At 45.8% G+C, this 17,406-nt stretch carries 16 protein-coding genes; 6 read left to right on the top strand and 10 right to left on the bottom strand.

Annotated features, from left to right (window positions below):
* The 3 genes from tyrA to nagZ all read right to left on the bottom strand — a co-directional run bounded on the left by tyrA (position 1) and on the right by nagZ (position 3,417).
* On the bottom strand, positions 1-1,128 hold the full coding sequence (gene tyrA / locus R7044_RS08780; RefSeq protein ID WP_005381901.1) for a bifunctional chorismate mutase/prephenate dehydrogenase: 1,128 nt from the start codon (positions 1,126-1,128) through the stop codon (positions 1-3).
* A gap of 21 nt (positions 1,129-1,149) precedes the next feature.
* Positions 1,150-2,226, bottom strand: a complete 1,077-nt coding sequence (locus R7044_RS08775) for a 3-deoxy-7-phosphoheptulonate synthase (protein WP_005381904.1) — start codon at positions 2,224-2,226, stop codon at positions 1,150-1,152.
* Between the two features lie 207 nt (positions 2,227-2,433).
* Positions 2,434-3,417, bottom strand: a complete 984-nt coding sequence (nagZ, locus tag R7044_RS08770) for a beta-N-acetylhexosaminidase (RefSeq protein WP_005381905.1) — start codon at positions 3,415-3,417, stop codon at positions 2,434-2,436.
* A gap of 99 nt (positions 3,418-3,516) precedes the next feature.
* Here nagZ and R7044_RS08765 point away from each other — a divergent pair, with 99 nt between their 5' ends.
* Entirely contained in the window at positions 3,517-4,629 is a 1,113-nt protein-coding gene (locus R7044_RS08765) for an anhydro-N-acetylmuramic acid kinase (RefSeq protein WP_064377041.1), read from the top strand.
* 36 nt (positions 4,630-4,665) lie between these two features.
* Positions 4,666-5,595, top strand: coding sequence for an N-acetylmuramic acid 6-phosphate etherase (gene murQ / locus R7044_RS08760; RefSeq protein ID WP_225455471.1), 930 nt, complete (start codon positions 4,666-4,668; stop codon positions 5,593-5,595).
* A 51-nt stretch (positions 5,596-5,646) separates the two neighbouring features.
* Here the strand turns inward: murQ and R7044_RS08755 are convergent, their stop codons facing one another.
* Both R7044_RS08755 and R7044_RS08750 read right to left on the bottom strand, forming a co-directional pair.
* The gene (locus R7044_RS08755; protein ID WP_005381911.1) at positions 5,647-5,919 is read right to left on the bottom strand and encodes a hypothetical protein; all 273 of its coding nucleotides are present in this window, start codon (positions 5,917-5,919) and stop codon (positions 5,647-5,649) included.
* 114 nt (positions 5,920-6,033) lie between these two features.
* On the bottom strand, positions 6,034-6,375 hold the full coding sequence (locus R7044_RS08750; RefSeq protein WP_005381912.1) for a DUF2799 domain-containing protein: 342 nt from the start codon (positions 6,373-6,375) through the stop codon (positions 6,034-6,036).
* Positions 6,376-6,655: 280 nt separating this feature from the next.
* Between R7044_RS08750 and R7044_RS08745 the strand changes: the two genes are divergently transcribed.
* The 4 genes from R7044_RS08745 to R7044_RS08730 all read left to right on the top strand — a co-directional run bounded on the left by R7044_RS08745 (position 6,656) and on the right by R7044_RS08730 (position 11,309).
* Positions 6,656-8,140 (top strand): carbon starvation protein A, encoded by a 1,485-nt coding sequence (locus R7044_RS08745; protein ID WP_005381914.1) that lies wholly within the window; start codon positions 6,656-6,658, stop codon positions 8,138-8,140.
* Between the two features lie 193 nt (positions 8,141-8,333).
* Positions 8,334-10,004, top strand: coding sequence for a sensor histidine kinase (locus tag R7044_RS08740; protein WP_005381915.1), 1,671 nt, complete (start codon positions 8,334-8,336; stop codon positions 10,002-10,004).
* Positions 10,005-10,035: 31 nt separating this feature from the next.
* Positions 10,036-10,764, top strand: coding sequence for a two-component system response regulator BtsR (btsR, locus tag R7044_RS08735; protein WP_005381917.1), 729 nt, complete (start codon positions 10,036-10,038; stop codon positions 10,762-10,764).
* A gap of 71 nt (positions 10,765-10,835) precedes the next feature.
* A complete protein-coding gene (locus R7044_RS08730; RefSeq protein ID WP_064377040.1) occupies positions 10,836-11,309 on the top strand; it encodes a low molecular weight phosphatase family protein in 474 nt (157 codons plus the stop codon).
* A gap of 46 nt (positions 11,310-11,355) precedes the next feature.
* Here R7044_RS08730 and ispH read toward each other — a convergent pair whose 3' ends face one another.
* The 5 genes from ispH to ribF all read right to left on the bottom strand — a co-directional run bounded on the left by ispH (position 11,356) and on the right by ribF (position 17,344).
* Positions 11,356-12,321 carry a 4-hydroxy-3-methylbut-2-enyl diphosphate reductase gene (gene ispH, locus R7044_RS08725; protein WP_017636164.1) on the bottom strand — a complete coding sequence of 322 codons (966 nt, stop codon included), beginning with the start codon at positions 12,319-12,321 and terminating at the stop codon, positions 11,356-11,358.
* Between the two features lie 23 nt (positions 12,322-12,344).
* Positions 12,345-12,776 (bottom strand): FKBP-type peptidyl-prolyl cis-trans isomerase, encoded by a 432-nt coding sequence (fkpB, locus tag R7044_RS08720; RefSeq protein ID WP_005381922.1) that lies wholly within the window; start codon positions 12,774-12,776, stop codon positions 12,345-12,347.
* A gap of 156 nt (positions 12,777-12,932) precedes the next feature.
* Positions 12,933-13,442: a signal peptidase II gene (lspA, locus tag R7044_RS08715; protein ID WP_025768433.1), complete on the bottom strand. Its 510-nt coding sequence runs from the start codon at positions 13,440-13,442 to the stop codon at positions 12,933-12,935.
* A gap of 73 nt (positions 13,443-13,515) precedes the next feature.
* Positions 13,516-16,344 carry an isoleucine--tRNA ligase gene (ileS, locus tag R7044_RS08710; RefSeq protein WP_167415020.1) on the bottom strand — a complete coding sequence of 943 codons (2,829 nt, stop codon included), beginning with the start codon at positions 16,342-16,344 and terminating at the stop codon, positions 13,516-13,518.
* Positions 16,345-16,408: 64 nt separating this feature from the next.
* Positions 16,409-17,344, bottom strand: coding sequence for a bifunctional riboflavin kinase/FAD synthetase (gene ribF, locus R7044_RS08705; RefSeq protein WP_005381933.1), 936 nt, complete (start codon positions 17,342-17,344; stop codon positions 16,409-16,411).
* Positions 17,345-17,406: the final 62 nt, after the last annotated feature.

The following is a 17,406-nucleotide window of genomic DNA, read 5'->3' as shown; positions in this document are numbered from 1 at the left end:
TTAGCCGCGATGAATATTATCATTCGCCTGTTTGAGTAAGTTTTGGCTCTCATTCATAAATTGTTGAGAATAAGTACCAAACCAATCACTCACCTGCTTAAAGCTTTCGATGAATCGCGCTTTGTCTCTGCTATCCAGAATCGCTACCGCATCACCTAAACGCTGATGGAATCGCTTGATCATATCGATATTCTCTTGAGAAGAGAAAATGATATCACCGTACAAGTTCGGATCCTGACCAAACAGTCGTCCCACCATCGCCAATTCAAGGCGGTAGATTGGCGAGCTTAACTTCAACAACTGATCGATGTTCGGATTCTCTTTGCTAAGGTGCATACCGTAAGCAAACGACGTGAAGTGGCGCAGCGCCTGAATCAACGTCATGCCATGATCGTGCTCTTGTGCATCGATTTGGCACAAGCTTGCGCCCCAAATCCCAAACTGTTGCAATAGCCATTGGTAATGCTCGTGACCACGGCCATCACAGTACACAATAACCTGCTTGGCAAGGCTCGGAACATCTGGGCCAAACATTGGGTGCAAACCAACCACAGGACCTTGGTGCACATTCAACATTGCTTGCAGAGGCTTCGACTTGATAGAAGTCAGGTCACACAGAATGCAGTCTTGCGGCAAGTTCCCCAGTTTTTCGATCACCCCTTCCGTTAGATGAATCGGCACCGTGACCACGACTAAACCCGCGTTGTCTAGAATCTCATCCGCATGATCCCAGTCTTTACTGCCGAGAACTTTGACCTGGTAGCCCGACAATTTGAACATACGCCCAAACAGGCCACCCAATTGACCATTACCACCAATAATAACAACTGAGCGTAAATCAGGGTTCAAACACTTAAAACCGGAATCTTTCTCGCTGGCATAAGACTCACGCATTGTTCGACGCAGAATATCTTCAATAAGCTGTGGAGGAATTCCCATTTTTTCAGCTTCAGCGCGACGAGAAGCTAACATCGCCGCTTCGCGGTCTGGAGCATAAATTGGCAAACCATGTTCGCTTTTTACTTCCCCAACTTTCTCTACGAGCGCTAAACGCTGAGCCAATAGCTCCAACATTTGCTTGTCGACTGCATCAATCTGATCGCGTAATGCGTTAAGTTCAACTGCCATTGATGTTCCTTAAATCCTGTATTAATTAGCCTTTAGACGATTTTCTAAGAAAGGCACTAGCTCTTCATGTGCATGACGTAATAGTGCCTCAGTTGAATCCCAATTGATACATGCGTCAGTGATAGATACACCGTATTTCATCTCTTCAAGAGCTAAGTCAGAAGATTGATTTCCTTCATTGATATGGCTTTCAATCATAAGACCGATAATAGATTTATTGCCTTCACGGATTTGATGAATCACATCCTCCGCGACTAATGGCTGGCGACGGTAATCTTTACGTGAGTTGGCGTGACTGCAATCCACCATTAATGAAGCATCAAGACCAGATTTCGCCATCTCTTGCTCACACTCAGTGACTGATACCGAATCGTAGTTAGTTTGCTTGCCGCCACGTAAGATCACATGTCCATTAGCATTGCCCTGGGTGGTCAACAGTGCGACTTGTCCCTCACGGTTAATTCCCATAAAACGGTGGCTAGAGGACGCAGCTTGCATCGCGTTAATTGCGGTTGCCAAACTGCCATCGGTGCCATTCTTAAAACCGATTGGCATAGACAGGCCGCTTGCCATTTCACGGTGAGTTTGTGACTCCGTCGTACGAGCACCGATGGCTGCCCAGCTAAAAGTATCCGCCAAGTATTGTGGGCTAATTGGGTCTAGAGCCTCAGTCGCGAGCGGGATTTCCATCTCTGCCAACTCCACCAGAAGTTCGCGTCCAACATGCAGACCGTGTTCAATATCGAAACTGCCGTCTAGGTGTGGGTCATTGATCAGGCCTTTCCAGCCGACCGTGGTGCGCGGCTTCTCAAAGTAAACACGCATAACAATATACAGTTGGTCACTTAGTTGTTCAGAGAGTGCTTTAAGTCGCTTTGCGTAATCCTTCGCCGCTTCTACGTCGTGGATAGAACATGGACCGCATACAACAAGCAGGCGGTGATCCTTCTTGTGAATAATATTAGCGATAGTTTGACGAGACTCTTGAATAAAGCGACGTGCTTTTTCACTCAAAGGAAGCTTGGTTTTTAGTTCCTCCGGAGTAATAAGAACCTGTTCTTCGATAATATTAATATTGCTCAACTCACTTTTCTGCATAACTCTAACCTGTATATTTATTTTTACACCCAACCAAACCTTTGGTGAGACAACTAAGCTTTAACGACAAGATAACAGGCTAAAAAAGAAAAACAAGCGTACAGAATAAAAAACATTTAGTGTAAACCTAGGTTTACAGTTAAATAAAAAGCCAAAGTATAATTAACTTTGGCTTCTCATCGCTGTTTTGAATCTTTTACAAGAGGTTTAGCTAGTCAAGCGTTTCATCGCTTCACTCGCCGCTTTCCACTCTTGAGATAGCTTAAGTTCGCTTGGAGAAAATGACTGTTTTTTCAGTAATCCATCCGCGAGTGGCACGGTTGAAACCGGTAAGTTGTCTAATACCTCAACGTGCGCTTCTCGTTTATTACACATTAACAACATATCGCAACCAGCTCTCAATGCTTGAGCACCTCGCTCGGCTGGGCTGCCCATAATCGCAGCGCCTTCCATGGTCAAGTCATCCGAAAAAACCAAACCTTTAAAACCCAATTGCTGACGCAGGACCTGTTTTAACCAGTATTCAGAACCGCTGGCTGGTTGAGCATCATAATGTGGGAAAATCACGTGAGCAGGCATCATGGCATCTAAAATACCGGCATCAATTTGCGCTTTGAAGATCGCCATATCTTGTTCAAAAATATCACTGCGCTCATCGTATGGTGTTTCTAGATGTGAGTCTGCAATCACGCCACCATGTCCAGGGAAGTGCTTGCCTGTCGTTGCCATGCCAACACTCTTCATTCCCTGCATATATGCAGTGCTATAGCGAAGAATGGTATCGGCATCTTCACCGAATGCGCGGTTACCGATCGCTTTACATTGATGGCCTTGGTCAAGTACCGGGGCAAAGCTTAAATCAATATCATGGGCAATCAGCTCTGCTGCCATTAACCAACCGCCCATACGAGCAAGCTCTTCACCATTTTGATGTTTAGCGTACTCATCAGCAGCAGGAATTAATGAGAAACCTTCACGAAAGCGCTGCACTCGGCCGCCTTCTTGATCCACACCGATCAAAAACGGGCGCTTAGCCGCCTTTCGGATGGATTGAGTAAGTGCTTGAAGCTGTTCGCTATCATGATAGTTGCGAGCAAATAGAATTAAGCCACCAACCGTAGGATGCTCCAAGATTTCTTTGTCTTCAGCGGTCAGTTCATACCCCGCAACGTCAACCCATAACGGTCCCATGTTTTCTCCTCAAAATCGGCTGAATATCTCGTATTCGATGAGGTTATTCGCTTCAGATTTGCTTTACAATAAGTGAATGAAGAATTGACGAGATCGGCTATGAAATTTAACGAACTATACATTGGTGTGATGTCTGGAACGAGTATGGATGGTGTTGATACCGCTCTAGTTGAAATAAGCGATGAGCATGTTCGCCTGATTGCGCACGACGACTACCCAATGCCCGCAGCACTAAAAGACATGCTGTTATCTGTTTGTACCGGTCAAGCAACAAATTTAAAAGCCATAGGTGAACTTGACCATCAGCTCGGCCACCTATTTGCAGATGCTGTGTTACAGCTGCTCAATAAGTCTGGTTACGTCGCAGAGCAAATTCGTGCGATTGGTAATCACGGTCAAACAGTGTTCCATCAGCCTACCGGAAACTTGCCGTTTACCACTCAATTGGGCGATGCCAACATTATCGCGGTCAAGACAGGCATTGATACGGTAGCGGATTTTCGTCGTAAAGACATGGCGCTAGGTGGACAAGGTGCCCCACTCGTCCCTGCTTTCCATAAAAGCATTTTTGCGATGCAGGATTCCACAACTGTGGTGCTTAACATTGGAGGCATTGCCAATATCTCTGTACTGCATCCAGAACAACCAGTCATTGGCTATGACACAGGCCCGGGCAATATGTTGATGGACGCATGGTGTGCGCTGCATAAAGGGCAAAGCTTCGACGAAGATGCACAATTTGCACTTAAAGGAACGGTAAACGCTACTTTGTTGACTCAATTACTCAAAGAAGCTTACCTCACCATGCCAGCCCCTAAAAGTACCGGACGAGAACTGTTCAATATTGACTGGCTGCATCAACAAATGGTCCATCACAAGTTACCAATCGAAGACGTACAACGTACACTTTGCGAGTATTCTGCAATTACCATTGCCAACGAAGTCGACAAGTTTTCTCATGGCATCACACCTCAACTATTGGTCTGTGGCGGTGGAGCAAGAAACCCGCTTTTGATGCAACGACTGGCCAAGTTATTGCCACAATGGAGCGTTGCGACAACGGCAGAAAAAGGTGTTGATGGCGATTACATGGAAGCAATGGCGTTTGCTTGGCTTGCGCAGCGTCATATTCACGGCCTCCCCAGCAACTTACCGGAAGTTACGGGGGCAAGTCGTCTCGCTTCACTGGGTGTACTCTATTCAAAAAATTAAGGGCAATAGATCCTAAACAAAAAGGCTTAATTCATTATGACGAACGATGCACTTATCGCAGCTTTATCCCATCTGGTATCTGAAGGGCGAAATCCAGACACCATGGACATCGACTTGCTGCCTTCTCTCGATATTGTTCAACGCATCAACCAACAGGACAAACTCGTTCCTCTTGCCGTTGAAAAAGTATTGCCTGAGATCGCTGAAGCCGTTGATAAGATCACGGAAGCATTTAAGGTCGGAGGTCGGTTGTTTTACATCGGTGCGGGTACCAGTGGTCGACTTGGCGTTTTGGACGCTTCAGAATGCCCACCAACTTTTGGCACAGATCCAGAGATGGTCGTTGGTATTATTGCCGGTGGAAAAGAGGCAATGTTCCGTGCAAAAGAAGGGGCGGAGGACGACCCTACATTAGGCGAGCAAGATCTTAAAGAGAATACGCTAACACAACGCGATGTCGTCGTTGGTATTGCGGCAAGTGGACGAACACCTTACGTGATTGGTGGCTTAGAGTATGCGAACGAGCTTGGTGCCACCACTGTAGCACTATCTTGTAACCCTGACTCTCCGATTGCAGATATTGCCGATATTGCGATTAGCCCCGTTGTTGGACCTGAAGCGTTAACGGGGTCCACTCGCTTAAAATCAGGGACGGCACAAAAACTCGTACTAAACATGCTCACTACCGCAAGCATGATTCGCCTGGGCAAAAGTTATCAGAACTTAATGGTAGATGTGAAAGCGACGAATGCAAATCTAGTTGCAAGAGCGGCTCGTATTGTTATGCAAGCAACAGATTGTACTAACCAAGAGGCTAAAACGGCTCTCAAAGAAACGGACTACGACGCCAAGTTAGCTATTTTGATGATTTTAACCGGGCTGGATAAAGAAAGCGCGACTGAGCAACTGAAAGCCAAACAAGGATATTTAAGAAAAGTCGTGATCGATCAAGCGAATCAATCTTAATCAATAAAGCGCCTCACTTATTTAAAAGTCAGGCGCCTTTTATGGCTTAATTTAGTAGTTCAATCGTTCAATGTGAGTAATACCGACTTTACCTTCAAGGTCGCTGAACATATGAACCATTGCTGGGTATGGTTGTGCTCCAGGGTAGACAACTTCTGCATTACAGAAAAACGCATAGTTTTGTCCGGCTACGACTTGAGTAGCCACAACCAAAGGGGAGTATTTGACACCGACAAACCCCTCGATACCTTTAGCAAATACTTCTTTATTCTCTGCTGTGAGTTCATGAAATGGACTCCAGCCACCAGCCATTTGCGTTGACATAATGTGATTCCTTTTTTTCTGTGCTCACTATCAAGCAATGTGAACATAGTTTAATAAGGAAGATTTTGCCACATTTATGTGATGCAGACAGTGTAACAACGGCTTTATTGACTATTAATTTGAGTATTCATTCCAACCACGTTGCCATTCCATGCGGAATTTTTGCGCTTGCTCAGTACCTTCACAAACCCCTTCGTAATACTGACCAGATAACCCCATTTGATACGCAAAAGCAGGATTACAGTACTCACGTAAACCTTCTAAATAACCTTGGTCGTAGTCACTTTGCTTAACACTACCCAACTCACGAAGCTCGCTCATCGTGCGCGATGTGTGTCCGGTTATGCCATCTTGATATCCGATCTGATGCCAATCTCCCGACTTGGCAAGATCTGCTGTCGTTGCTGTGCATCCTGCAAGTAAAGCCAGTGCCAGACCTACCGTTACCTTTTTCATGGTTCTTCCTTAAGTAATTGTTTTCAAAAATAAGCTTACCACTAATTATTGGCGCTTGCCGCTGAGCTTGCAGATTTAACCACTGATGACTCAAATCAGCCGCTCAAGACTGTCATCAACCTTTCGCCATTTTTAAAAACCGCTCAAGCAGCATATCGACCACTCAGTGCTCTATTCGACCACTCATCTACTAACCGAATGCATTTAACACAAGTGACGCATAACATGCATCCTGAGATTAAAAAATTACCCTACCCAACTAAGACCAAGGACAATTGCTATGATGTGGTTTCTAACCTGTGTCGCAGCCCTAATCGGCGGATACTTCATCTACGGCGCTTTCGTCGAGAAGATTTTCGGCATCAATGAAAAACGCCAAACGCCAGCTCACACCAAATCGGACGGTGTTGACTTCGTTCCAATGTCAACAAAGAAAGTTTACCTAGTTCAACTACTTAACATCGCAGGTGTTGGTCCAATTTTTGGCCCGATCATGGGGGCACTATACGGTCCTGCGGCGATGCTTTGGATTGTAGTCGGTTGTATTTTTGCTGGTGCAGTACACGATTACTTCTCAGGCATGCTTTCAGTGCGTAACGGCGGTGCATCTGTACCTACCATTACAGGTCGCTACCTAGGTAATGGCGCAAAACACTTTATGAATATTTTTGCCATTGTCCTATTGCTTCTAGTTGGCGTAGTGTTCGTTTCAGCCCCTGCTGGCATGATTACCAACCTCATCAATGATCAAACAAGCTTGAGTGTAAGCATGACAACGATGGTTATTGCTATCTTTGCTTACTACATCATTGCGACGATTGTTCCTGTCGATAAAATCATTGGTCGTTTCTACCCACTGTTTGGCGCCCTACTTATCTTTATGTCTGTTGGCCTAATGACAGCCGTTGCTTTCTCTAGCGAACACACAGTAATGGGTGACTTCCAAGTTTCGGACATGTTCTCTAACCTCAACCCAAATGACATGCCGTTATGGCCTGCATTGTTCATCACTATCGCATGTGGCGCTATCTCTGGCTTCCACGCAACTCAGTCTCCACTGATGGCGCGTTGTATGGAAAATGAGAAAAACGGTCGCTTCGTATTCTACGGTGCAATGATTGGTGAAGGTGTTATCGCGCTAATTTGGTGTGCTATCGCTCTGTCTTTCTTCGGCTCTCTAGACGCTCTATCAGAAGCTGTGAAAAACGGTGGCCCTGGTAACGTGGTATACAGCGCATCATTTGGTCTGCTAGGTGTGTTCGGTGGTATCCTTGCGTTCCTGGGTGTGGTTATCCTACCAATTACGTCTGGCGATACAGCGTTCCGTTCAAGCCGCTTGATCCTTGCTGAATACTTCAACATGGAACAAAAAACGCTACGTAACCGTCTACTGATGGCACTTCCACTGTTCGTTATCGGCGGTATCTTAACTCAAGTAGACTTCGGCATTATCTGGCGCTACTTCGGTTTTGCAAACCAAACAACAGCGGTAATGATGCTTTGGACTGCGTCCGCTTACCTACTGCGTCACAACAAGCTGCACTGGATTACCACTATCCCAGCTATCTTCATGACCACGGTATGTGTCACGTTCATCTTAAACAACAGCTCGCTAGGTTTTGGTCTGCCAATGCAACTATCAACTATCGTAGGTATTGTGTTTGCCCTAGCTGTGACAGGTTACGTTATCAAAACCTCTAAGGGTAAAGGTGAAACTGAACTGGCTGACGAAGAGAAACCACAAGCCGTATCAGAAACAGCGTAATACTCGTCACATCTGAGTGACTAAGATAGGAGCCTGCCAATTGCAGGCTCTTTTTGTTTTATACCCAAGTCACTTTAAGACTCAGAAAGCACAGCGCAGCATCATTTACTTAGCTGTTCTTATCTATCTGAGCCAAGCATCTTGAGGTTACTTAGGTATACAATAACAACATTGATTCTAGGTTAGGTTCACTATGGAACTGGTCATCTCCCTTTTACAACAGATGTGTGTGTACTTAGTTTTGGCTTACATGCTAAGTAAAACGCCAATCATCTTACCTTTGCTGAGTATTTCTTCGCGCTTAAGCCACCGCCTAATTTGTTACGTACTCTTCTCTGGCTTTTGTATTCTCGGCACCTATTTCGGTCTGCACATCAACGATGCTATTGCCAATACTCGTGCGATCGGCGCAGTTATGGGCGGGCTGTTTGGTGGACCTGTTGTAGGTTTCGCCGTCGGATTTACTGGTGGCATCCATCGATACTCTCTTGGTGGCTTTACTGACCTAGCCTGCGCAATTTCAACCACCGCCGAGGGCGTAATTGGTGGCTTGCTCCACGTTTACCTTATCAAGCGAAATAAAGGCGCATTGCTGTTTAATCCAAGCGTCGTATTCAGCGTCACGTTTGTTGCAGAAGTGGTGCAAATGATTTTGCTGCTCGCCGTCGCGAAACCTTTTGATCAAGCCTATGAACTGGTGTCCGCTATTGCAGCGCCTATGATCATCGCGAATTCATTTGGTGCGGCGTTGTTCATGAGTATCCTGCAAGACAGAAAAGCAATCTTTGAAAAGTTTTCTGCGACGTTTTCGCGTCGAGCGCTCACCATTGCTGATCGCTCAGTGGGAATTCTAAGCAACGGCTTCAACACCGAAAACGCAGAGAAAATCGCACGTATTATTTACGAAGAAACCAAAGTGGGCGCTGTCGCGATTACTGACCAAGAAAAGATCTTGGCGTTTGTGGGCATTGGCGATGATCACCATAAACCAAACACGCCGATTTCATCGCAAAGCACATTAGACTCCATGGAGAAAAACGACATCATTTATCTTGATGGTGCGGAGCGTCCATACCAATGCTCCATTGCAAAAGATTGCAAGCTCGGATCTGCGCTGATCATCCCACTGCGTGCAGGGAAAGAGGTCATTGGTACCATAAAGCTGTATGAACCGAAGCGTAAATTGTTCTCGACGGCCAACATGTCGATGGCGGAAGGAATAGCCCAGCTTCTATCTAGCCAAATCCTTTATGGCGATTACCAACAACAACAAGCCTTACTCGCCCAAGCAGAAATAAAATTGCTTCACGCTCAGGTGAATCCACACTTTTTGTTTAATGCACTCAATACTATTAGTGCGATTACTCGTCGTGACCCTGACAAAGCGCGCGAGCTAATCCAAAATCTATCGCACTTCTTCCGCAGCAATTTAAAGCAGAACATTAATACCGTGACGCTAAAGGAAGAGCTTGCACATGTGAACTCGTACTTGAGCATCGAAAAAGCGCGTTTTACGGACCGCTTAGAGGTTGAAATCGATATTCAACCTGAATTGCTGGACATCAAATTACCAAGCTTTACACTCCAGCCTTTGGTTGAGAATGCCATTAAGCATGGCATTTCAAACATGCTTGAAGGTGGTAAAGTTCATATATACAGCGAAGCACACCCACAAGGTCACTTGATTACCGTCGAAGACAACGCAGGCAGTTTTGAGCCGCCAAAAGAAAACCACTCAGGGCTAGGTTTAGAAATTGTCGACAAGCGTCTCACTAATCAATTTGGACGTGATGCAGCGCTAAAAATTACGTGCGAGCCACATCAATTTACTAAAATGAGCTTTATCATTCCCCCAAAATCATAAAAGCACGCTGAAGCAATAAAGGTAATGTTGGATGTTAACCGCACTCGTCATTGATGATGAACAGTTTGCTCGTGAAGAGCTAGCAGAGTTACTGGATGAAACAGGCCAAGTTGAGGTCGTGGGCGATGCCTCAAACGCAATCCTCGGCCTAAAAAAAATCAATGAACTTAAGCCTGATGTGGTGTTTCTCGATATCCAAATGCCTCAAGTCACGGGGATTGAACTACTTGGGATGCTTGATCCAGAAACCATGCCTTATGTGGTTTTTGTCACGGCTTATGATCAGTATGCGATTCAAGCATTTGAAGACAATGCCTTTGATTACTTGCTCAAACCTGTCGACCCATGCCGGCTAACTAAAACGGTAAAACGACTAAACAAAGTCATTAGCCAATCCGCCCTAACGCAACAACTGTCTGCTATTACACCTGACACGTTGGATCAGATACCGTGCATCGGACACAACCGCATCGTTATCATGGCCACCGACACGGTGGAATGTGCTTACAGTGATATCAGCGGCGTGCATGTACGCTCCACCAGCCAAACCGCGAGCACCCAACTGACATTAAAAACGTTGGAAGAGAAAACCCCTCTAGTCCGCTGCCATCGTCAATACTTAGTCAGTATTAAAGCGATTAGCGAAATCAAGTTACTGGAAAATGGGTTAGCGGAAATCATCACCAAAACAGGCTTTGAGATACCAGTAAGCCGCCGCTACTTAAAGGTGCTCAAAGAGATGCTCGGCATTAGCCACTAACACAAAAACTTCACACATCATCGCTGAGTTTCCGCTAGCGTATAAATAGGACGCTCTGAAAAGACGAGGCGATGATGTATAAAGTTTTATTCATATGTAAGCACAACGCTGGACGAAGCGTCCTCGCGGAGTCAATCGCAACCAATATCCTGTCAGCGGATTTTAGTGTCACCAGTGGAGGCTCACATCCCACAGGCAAGGTGCACCCAGTGGTGCAAAAATATTTAGATGACCACCAACTCCCCATTCCGCATATCCACACACATTCATGGGAGGAGCGAACTCAGTTTCTTCCCGACATCGTTATTATTCTCTGTGATTCTTTACATCAAGAAACCGCTCCTCAGTGGCTTGCGGGGGGCGTTCGAGTAAACTGGCAAGTTGATGCTTTTCCGACCTATGGTTCTGATGAAGACATGTACGCACATTGCGAAAAGGTTGCTCAATCGCTTGAGCGAAGAATCACGAAGATGTCTGATATGATTATCGATGGTTTAGGAAAAGACCAAATTCGTGATTACCTAAATGAGTTAAGAGAGATGTAAAAAAGGCGACCCACAGGTCGCCTTTTGAATATTCGATAAATGGAGACTAATCCACTTGCTTGATTTGCAATTCTTTAGGTACTTCAAAGAACATATTCTCTTCACGGCCAAGTACTTCATCAACCGCTTCGGCACCAACGAGTTCTTTGATTCGCTCTAGAATCTGATTAACGAGCTCTTCCGGAGCAGATGCTCCCGCAGTCACGCCGACCTTTGTTTTGCCTTCGAACCACTCAGGTTTGATATCTTCCGGACAGTCGGTTAAGTAGCCAGGTGTCCCTAGCTTTTCAGCTAGCTCTTTAAGACGTGTAGAGTTTGATGAGTTTTTAGAACCCACCACAACCATCACATCTACGTCACCAGCTAATTCACGCACGGCATCTTGGCGGTTTTGTGTCGCATAACAGATATCGTCTTTACGTGGACCTTGGATATCTGGGAACACGCGGCGTAGCTCTTCGATAACATCGGCAGTTTCATCGACAGAAAGCGTCGTTTGGCTTACGTAATGAAGATCGGATGGATCTTTCACAATCGCCTTCAGTTTCTCAACATCGGCTGGAGTTTCAACCAAGTACATACCACCGGTTTCACTGGCGTATTGCCCCATCGTACCTTCGACTTCAGGGTGACCTGCGTGACCAATCAGAACCACTTCCATATTACGACGGCTCGCACGCGCCACTTCCATATGCACTTTGGTTACCAAAGGACACGTTGCGTCAAATACGGTCAAATCACGCAGCTTGGCTTCCTGACGAACCGCCTGCGATACACCATGAGCAGAAAAAATCACAATGTTGTTGTCTGGCACTTCATGCAGCTCTTCAACGAAGATAGCACCACGTTGTTTTAGCCCTTCAACCACAAAACGGTTATGCACCACTTCATGACGCACATAAATCGGTGGCTGATACATCTCTAGCGCACGCTCTACGATGCTAATCGCACGGTCTACACCAGCACAAAAGCCGCGTGGGTTAGCTAATAGGATTTTCATTTCATTGCTCATGGAAATTATCTTTATTGGGTTCGCTATTCTACTGACAAAATTTCAACTTCGAAAGTCACGTCTTGTCCCGCTAGAGGATGGTTGAAGTCCACAGTGACTGAATCGCCTGCAATCTCTGTAATAATGCCCGGGATTTCCATGCCATCAGGGCCACTGAAGGCCATGATTGTACCAACTTCCACTTCTGCATCACCTACAAATTTAGTGCGATCCATATAGTGAATATGATCAGGGTTTGGCATACCAAACGCGTCTTCTGCCTTTAGCTCAATCGCTTTTTGTGCGCCTGTTTCGAGGCCGATCAAGCATTGCTCAAAGTTTTCACTTAAGCTTCCATCACCCATAACAAACTTCGCTGGTTTACCCATGTTATGAGTACTATCTGCAACCGATCCGTCTTTCATTTTAATCGTAAAGTGAAGGGTTACTACCGATTCATTGGTTATTGTTGTCACGTTACTGCTTCCTTGTTCTTGGGTTATTACGCTGTCAGCTTGGTCTTTTTATACATTGATATGATGATTGGCGCTCCAACATAATAAAAAGCGTCGCTCGAATCAACGGGCGACGCTTAGGGTTATTCAACTTTTCGCAATATACACTGCCACTACTTAGGCTTTCGCCTCGTCTTTCTTTCGAAAGCCGTCAAGAATAATCATCGCGGCACCAATACAGATCGCCATGTCAGCAAGGTTGAATGCTGGCCAGTGGTAGTTACCCCAGAAGAAGTCTAGGTAATCAACAACAAAGCCATGAACGACGCGGTCAAACACGTTGCCCACTGCACCACCAATAATCAGTGCATAAGCAATGTTGTTCCATTTTTCTTTTGCTGGAAGCTTGCTCATCCAGTAGGTCAAAAGACCCGTCACAACAAACGCGATACCTGTAAATAACCAACGCTGCCAACCAGCTTGATCGCTCAAGAAGCTGAAAGCGGCACCGTAGTTATGAACGTAAAGTAGGTTGAAGAATGGCAACACCTCAATTCGGTTTGCCCATCCGTAGCCCATGTTGTCCATCACCACCAATTTGATGCCAATATCTGCAATAAATACCAGAATTGCTAACCACAGCCAGCGAACTCCAGATTGCTTTAACGTCAGTGCTTTTTCACTCATTACTTTACCTACAAACAGCCCCAGTAAATACTGGGGCTGTTAATTTTAAAAAAAGTTCAGTCGTTCTAGGCAATTACGCGAATTTACGTACTTCACCTTCGCCGTCTACGTTAGACACACAACGACCACAGATCTTCTCGTGACCTTCGATTGTGCCTACGTCTGGCGTGTGGTGCCAACAACGGTCACACTTCTCGCCTTCAGCTGCAGCTACTTCAACAAACAAGCCTTCGATATCCGTCGCTTGTGCTGCATCAGTCTTCTCACCCAGAGGCTTAACTTTCGCCGCAGAGGTTAGTAGAACAAAGCGCAGTTCATCTTCAAGTTTGTTGATCTTCGCCGCTAGTGCGTCATCAGCAAATAGAGTCACTTCAGCTTGTAGTGCACCACCAATGGTTTTCTCTTTACGCGCATCTTCTAGAAGTTTGTTAACCGCACCACGAACCGCTTGGATCTCAGTCCAGAATTCGTTGTTCAGCTCTTCACCTTCAGCAAGACCGAATAGACCGTCAAACCACTCACCAGTGAATACGAACTTGTCGCGCTCGCCTGGCATTTCGTTCCAAATTTCATCTGCAGTGAACGACATGATAGGAGCCATCCAACGAACAAGCGCTTCAACAATGTAGTAAAGCGCAGTCTGACAGCTACGTTGAGCGTTGCCGCCACGTTTTGCTGTGTACTGACGGTCTTTAATTACGTCTAGGTAGAAAGAGCCCATTTCGATCGAACAGAATTGCATTAGACGCTGAGTCACACCGTGTGTGTTGTACTCTTCGTATGCTTTAACGATCTCTTCTTGTGCTGCTAGTGCACGACCAACCGCCCAGCGATCTAGCGCAACCATCTCTTCAACAGGAACGATGTCTGTTTCAGGGTTGAAGCCGCTCAAGTTAGCTAGGAAGAAACGCGCTGTGTTACGGATACGACGGTACGCATCTGCGCTGCGTTTTAGGATTTCATCAGAAACCGCAACTTCACCCGTGTAGTCTGTAGAAGCAACCCATAGACGAAGAATGTCAGCACCTAGCTTGTTGGTTACGTCTTTTGGCGCAACCACGTTACCGATAGATTTAGACATCTTACGACCCTGACCATCAACCACGAAACCGTGTGTCAGTACTTGTTTGTAAGGTGCTTCGTCTTTCATCGCAATAGATGAAATTAAAGAAGATTGGAACCAACCGCGGTGTTGGTCAGAACCTTCTAGGTATAGGTCTGCACTGTTGCCGTTGTACTCTTCACGAGCATCAACAACAGAGAAGTGAGTGACACCTGAATCGAACCATACGTCTAGCGTATCTAGCACTTTTTCGTATTGGTCAGCGTCAGCACCTAGTAGTTCAGCTGCATCGACATCCCACCATGCTTGGATGCCTTTCTCTTCAACCAGCTTAGCGACTTTCTCGATCAGCTCTAGCGTGTTTGGATGAAGTTCTGCTGTTTCTTTATGAACAAACAGAGCAATTGGCACACCCCAAGTACGTTGACGAGAGATACACCACTCAGGGCGACCTTCGATCATACCTTCGATGCGGCTTTGACCCCACTCAGGCATCCACTCTACATTCTTGATTGACTCTAATGCTTTAGCACGTAGGCCAGCTTGGTCCATAGAAACGAACCATTGAGGTGTAGCACGGAAGATGATTGGAGTCTTATGACGCCAACAGTGTGGGTAGCTGTGCTCGTAAGCGTGGTGGTGTAGTAGTGCACCTTTTTCTTTTAGTACTTCTACTACTGCATCGTTCGCTTTAAATACGTGCTGACCAGCAAATAGCTCTGTATCTGGTAGGTAAACACCGTTTGAGCCAACTGGGTTTGCTACTTCTAGGTTGTACTTATTACCAACCGCGAAGTCTTCTTGACCATGACCAGGTGCAGTGTGAACAACACCAGTACCTGAATCAGTTGTAACGTGATCACCAAGGATCGCCGGTACAGTGAAATCGTAGAATGGGTGTTGGAATTGAGAAAGCTCAAGATCCGCACCTTTCGCAAAACCTAGGTTGTGGAAGTGCTCGATACCAGCACGGTCCATTACGTCTTTCGCCAGCTCAGCAGCAACGATGATACGCTCAGCGTTGTCGCCTTCTGTTTGGATAAGCACGTACTCTAGATCATCACGTAGACATACTGCGCGGTTTGCAGGCAGTGTCCAAGGTGTTGTTGTCCAGATAACGATAGATACGTCACCGTGACCTTCATGACCTTCTGTCAGTTCAAATTTAGATAGCAGTGCCGCTTCGTCAGCCGCTTTAAAACGAACGTCGATAGATGGCGATACTTTATCTTTGTATTCTACTTCCGCTTCAGCAAGAGCAGAACCACAGTCTGTACACCAGTGAACAGGTTTGAAACCTTTTAGCAGGTGACCATTGCTTGCGATCTTACCAAGAGCACGAATAATGTTCGCTTCAGTTGCGAAATCCATAGTGCGGTATGGCTTGTCCCACTCACCCATGATACCAAGGCGTTTGAAGCTCTCTTTCTGACCTTCAACCTGACCTGCTGCGTATTCACGACATTTCTCGCGGAATTCCGCTGCTGTCACTTTTTGGCCTGGCTTACCTACTTTCTTCTCTACCATTAATTCGATTGGTAGACCGTGGCAGTCCCAGCCTGGGATGTAAGGTGCGTCAAAACCTGAAAGTGTTTTGGATTTAATAATAATGTCTTTAAGAATCTTGTTTAGTGCGTGACCAATATGAATGTCACCATTTGCGTAAGGAGGGCCATCGTGCAATACGAATGACTTTTTGCCTTTCTTAGCTTTACGGATTTCACCGTAAAGATCTTCTTTGTACCAACGCTTAAGCATTTCTGGCTCACGATTGGCCAGGTTGCCGCGCATTGGAAACCCTGTTTCAGGTAAGTTCAGGGTATCTTTATACTCACTCATCGATTCTTAATTCCGTTATATTGGGCGAAAATTAGACATTATGTTGAACGGTGGAATAAACCGCTCAACGCTTAAGCTGACGCAGCCACACCCTTGCTGCTTCAGCATCCAATTCGATTTGTTGTTTAAGTGCTTCAAACGACTCAAACTTTTGCTCATCTCGAAGTTTATGCAAAAGTTCCACTTCTAGTTGCTTGCCATATAAATTGGCATGAAAGTCGAATAAGTGCACTTCTAACTGTTGGCGAACACCATTGACGGTTGGTCTTTGACCAATATTAGCAACACCACCAACTGGCTTATTTCCTAAGCCAAGCGCTTGAACAACATAGACTCCGGAAACCGGAGAAACACAGCGTTTCAAAGGAATATTTGCAGTAGGGAACCCAATGGTTCGACCTAGCTTTCTTCCGTGAGAAACACGACCGCTGATGCTGTAGTTTCTTCCCAGCATCTGTTGCGCGGAATGCAAATCGTCACGCGCCAGCGCTTGACGGATAGCCGTACTGCTGACACGTAATTGTTGTAAACAAAAGCTCTGGGTACTTACGACATCAAAGCCGTATTTTTCCCCTGCTTCCTGCAGCATTGCAAAGTTACCTGTACGGCCTTTGCCAAAGCAGAAATCATCACCAACGACAAGAAACTTAACACCCAAACGCTCGACCAACAAGTCACGGATAAACTCTTCCGCGGTTAAACTTGCAAAATGGCGATTGAAATTGACACACAGTAAGCGGTCAATATCGAGCTTACTCAATTGCACGAACTTATCGCGTAATCGCGTCAACCTTGCAGGTGCCTTGTCTTTGGCAAACAGCTCCATCGGCTGAGGTTCAAAGGTCATCACAACAGAAGGCAAGGATAGCCTGTCCGCTTGCTCAGACACTTGCTGCAATACTTGTTGATGGCCTTTATGGACACCATCGAAATTGCCAATAGTCAGCACACAACCATGATGTCGCGGGTTGATATTGTGAATGCCTCTAATCAGTTCCATTGGATACTGCTTTCTGCCTCTGTTTTACTTTACACTGTGTGAAACTGACGGATTATATACTA

Source organism: Vibrio sp. 1402 (genome assembly GCF_033340275.1).
This window is presented reverse-complemented; position numbering and strand designations above follow the sequence as displayed.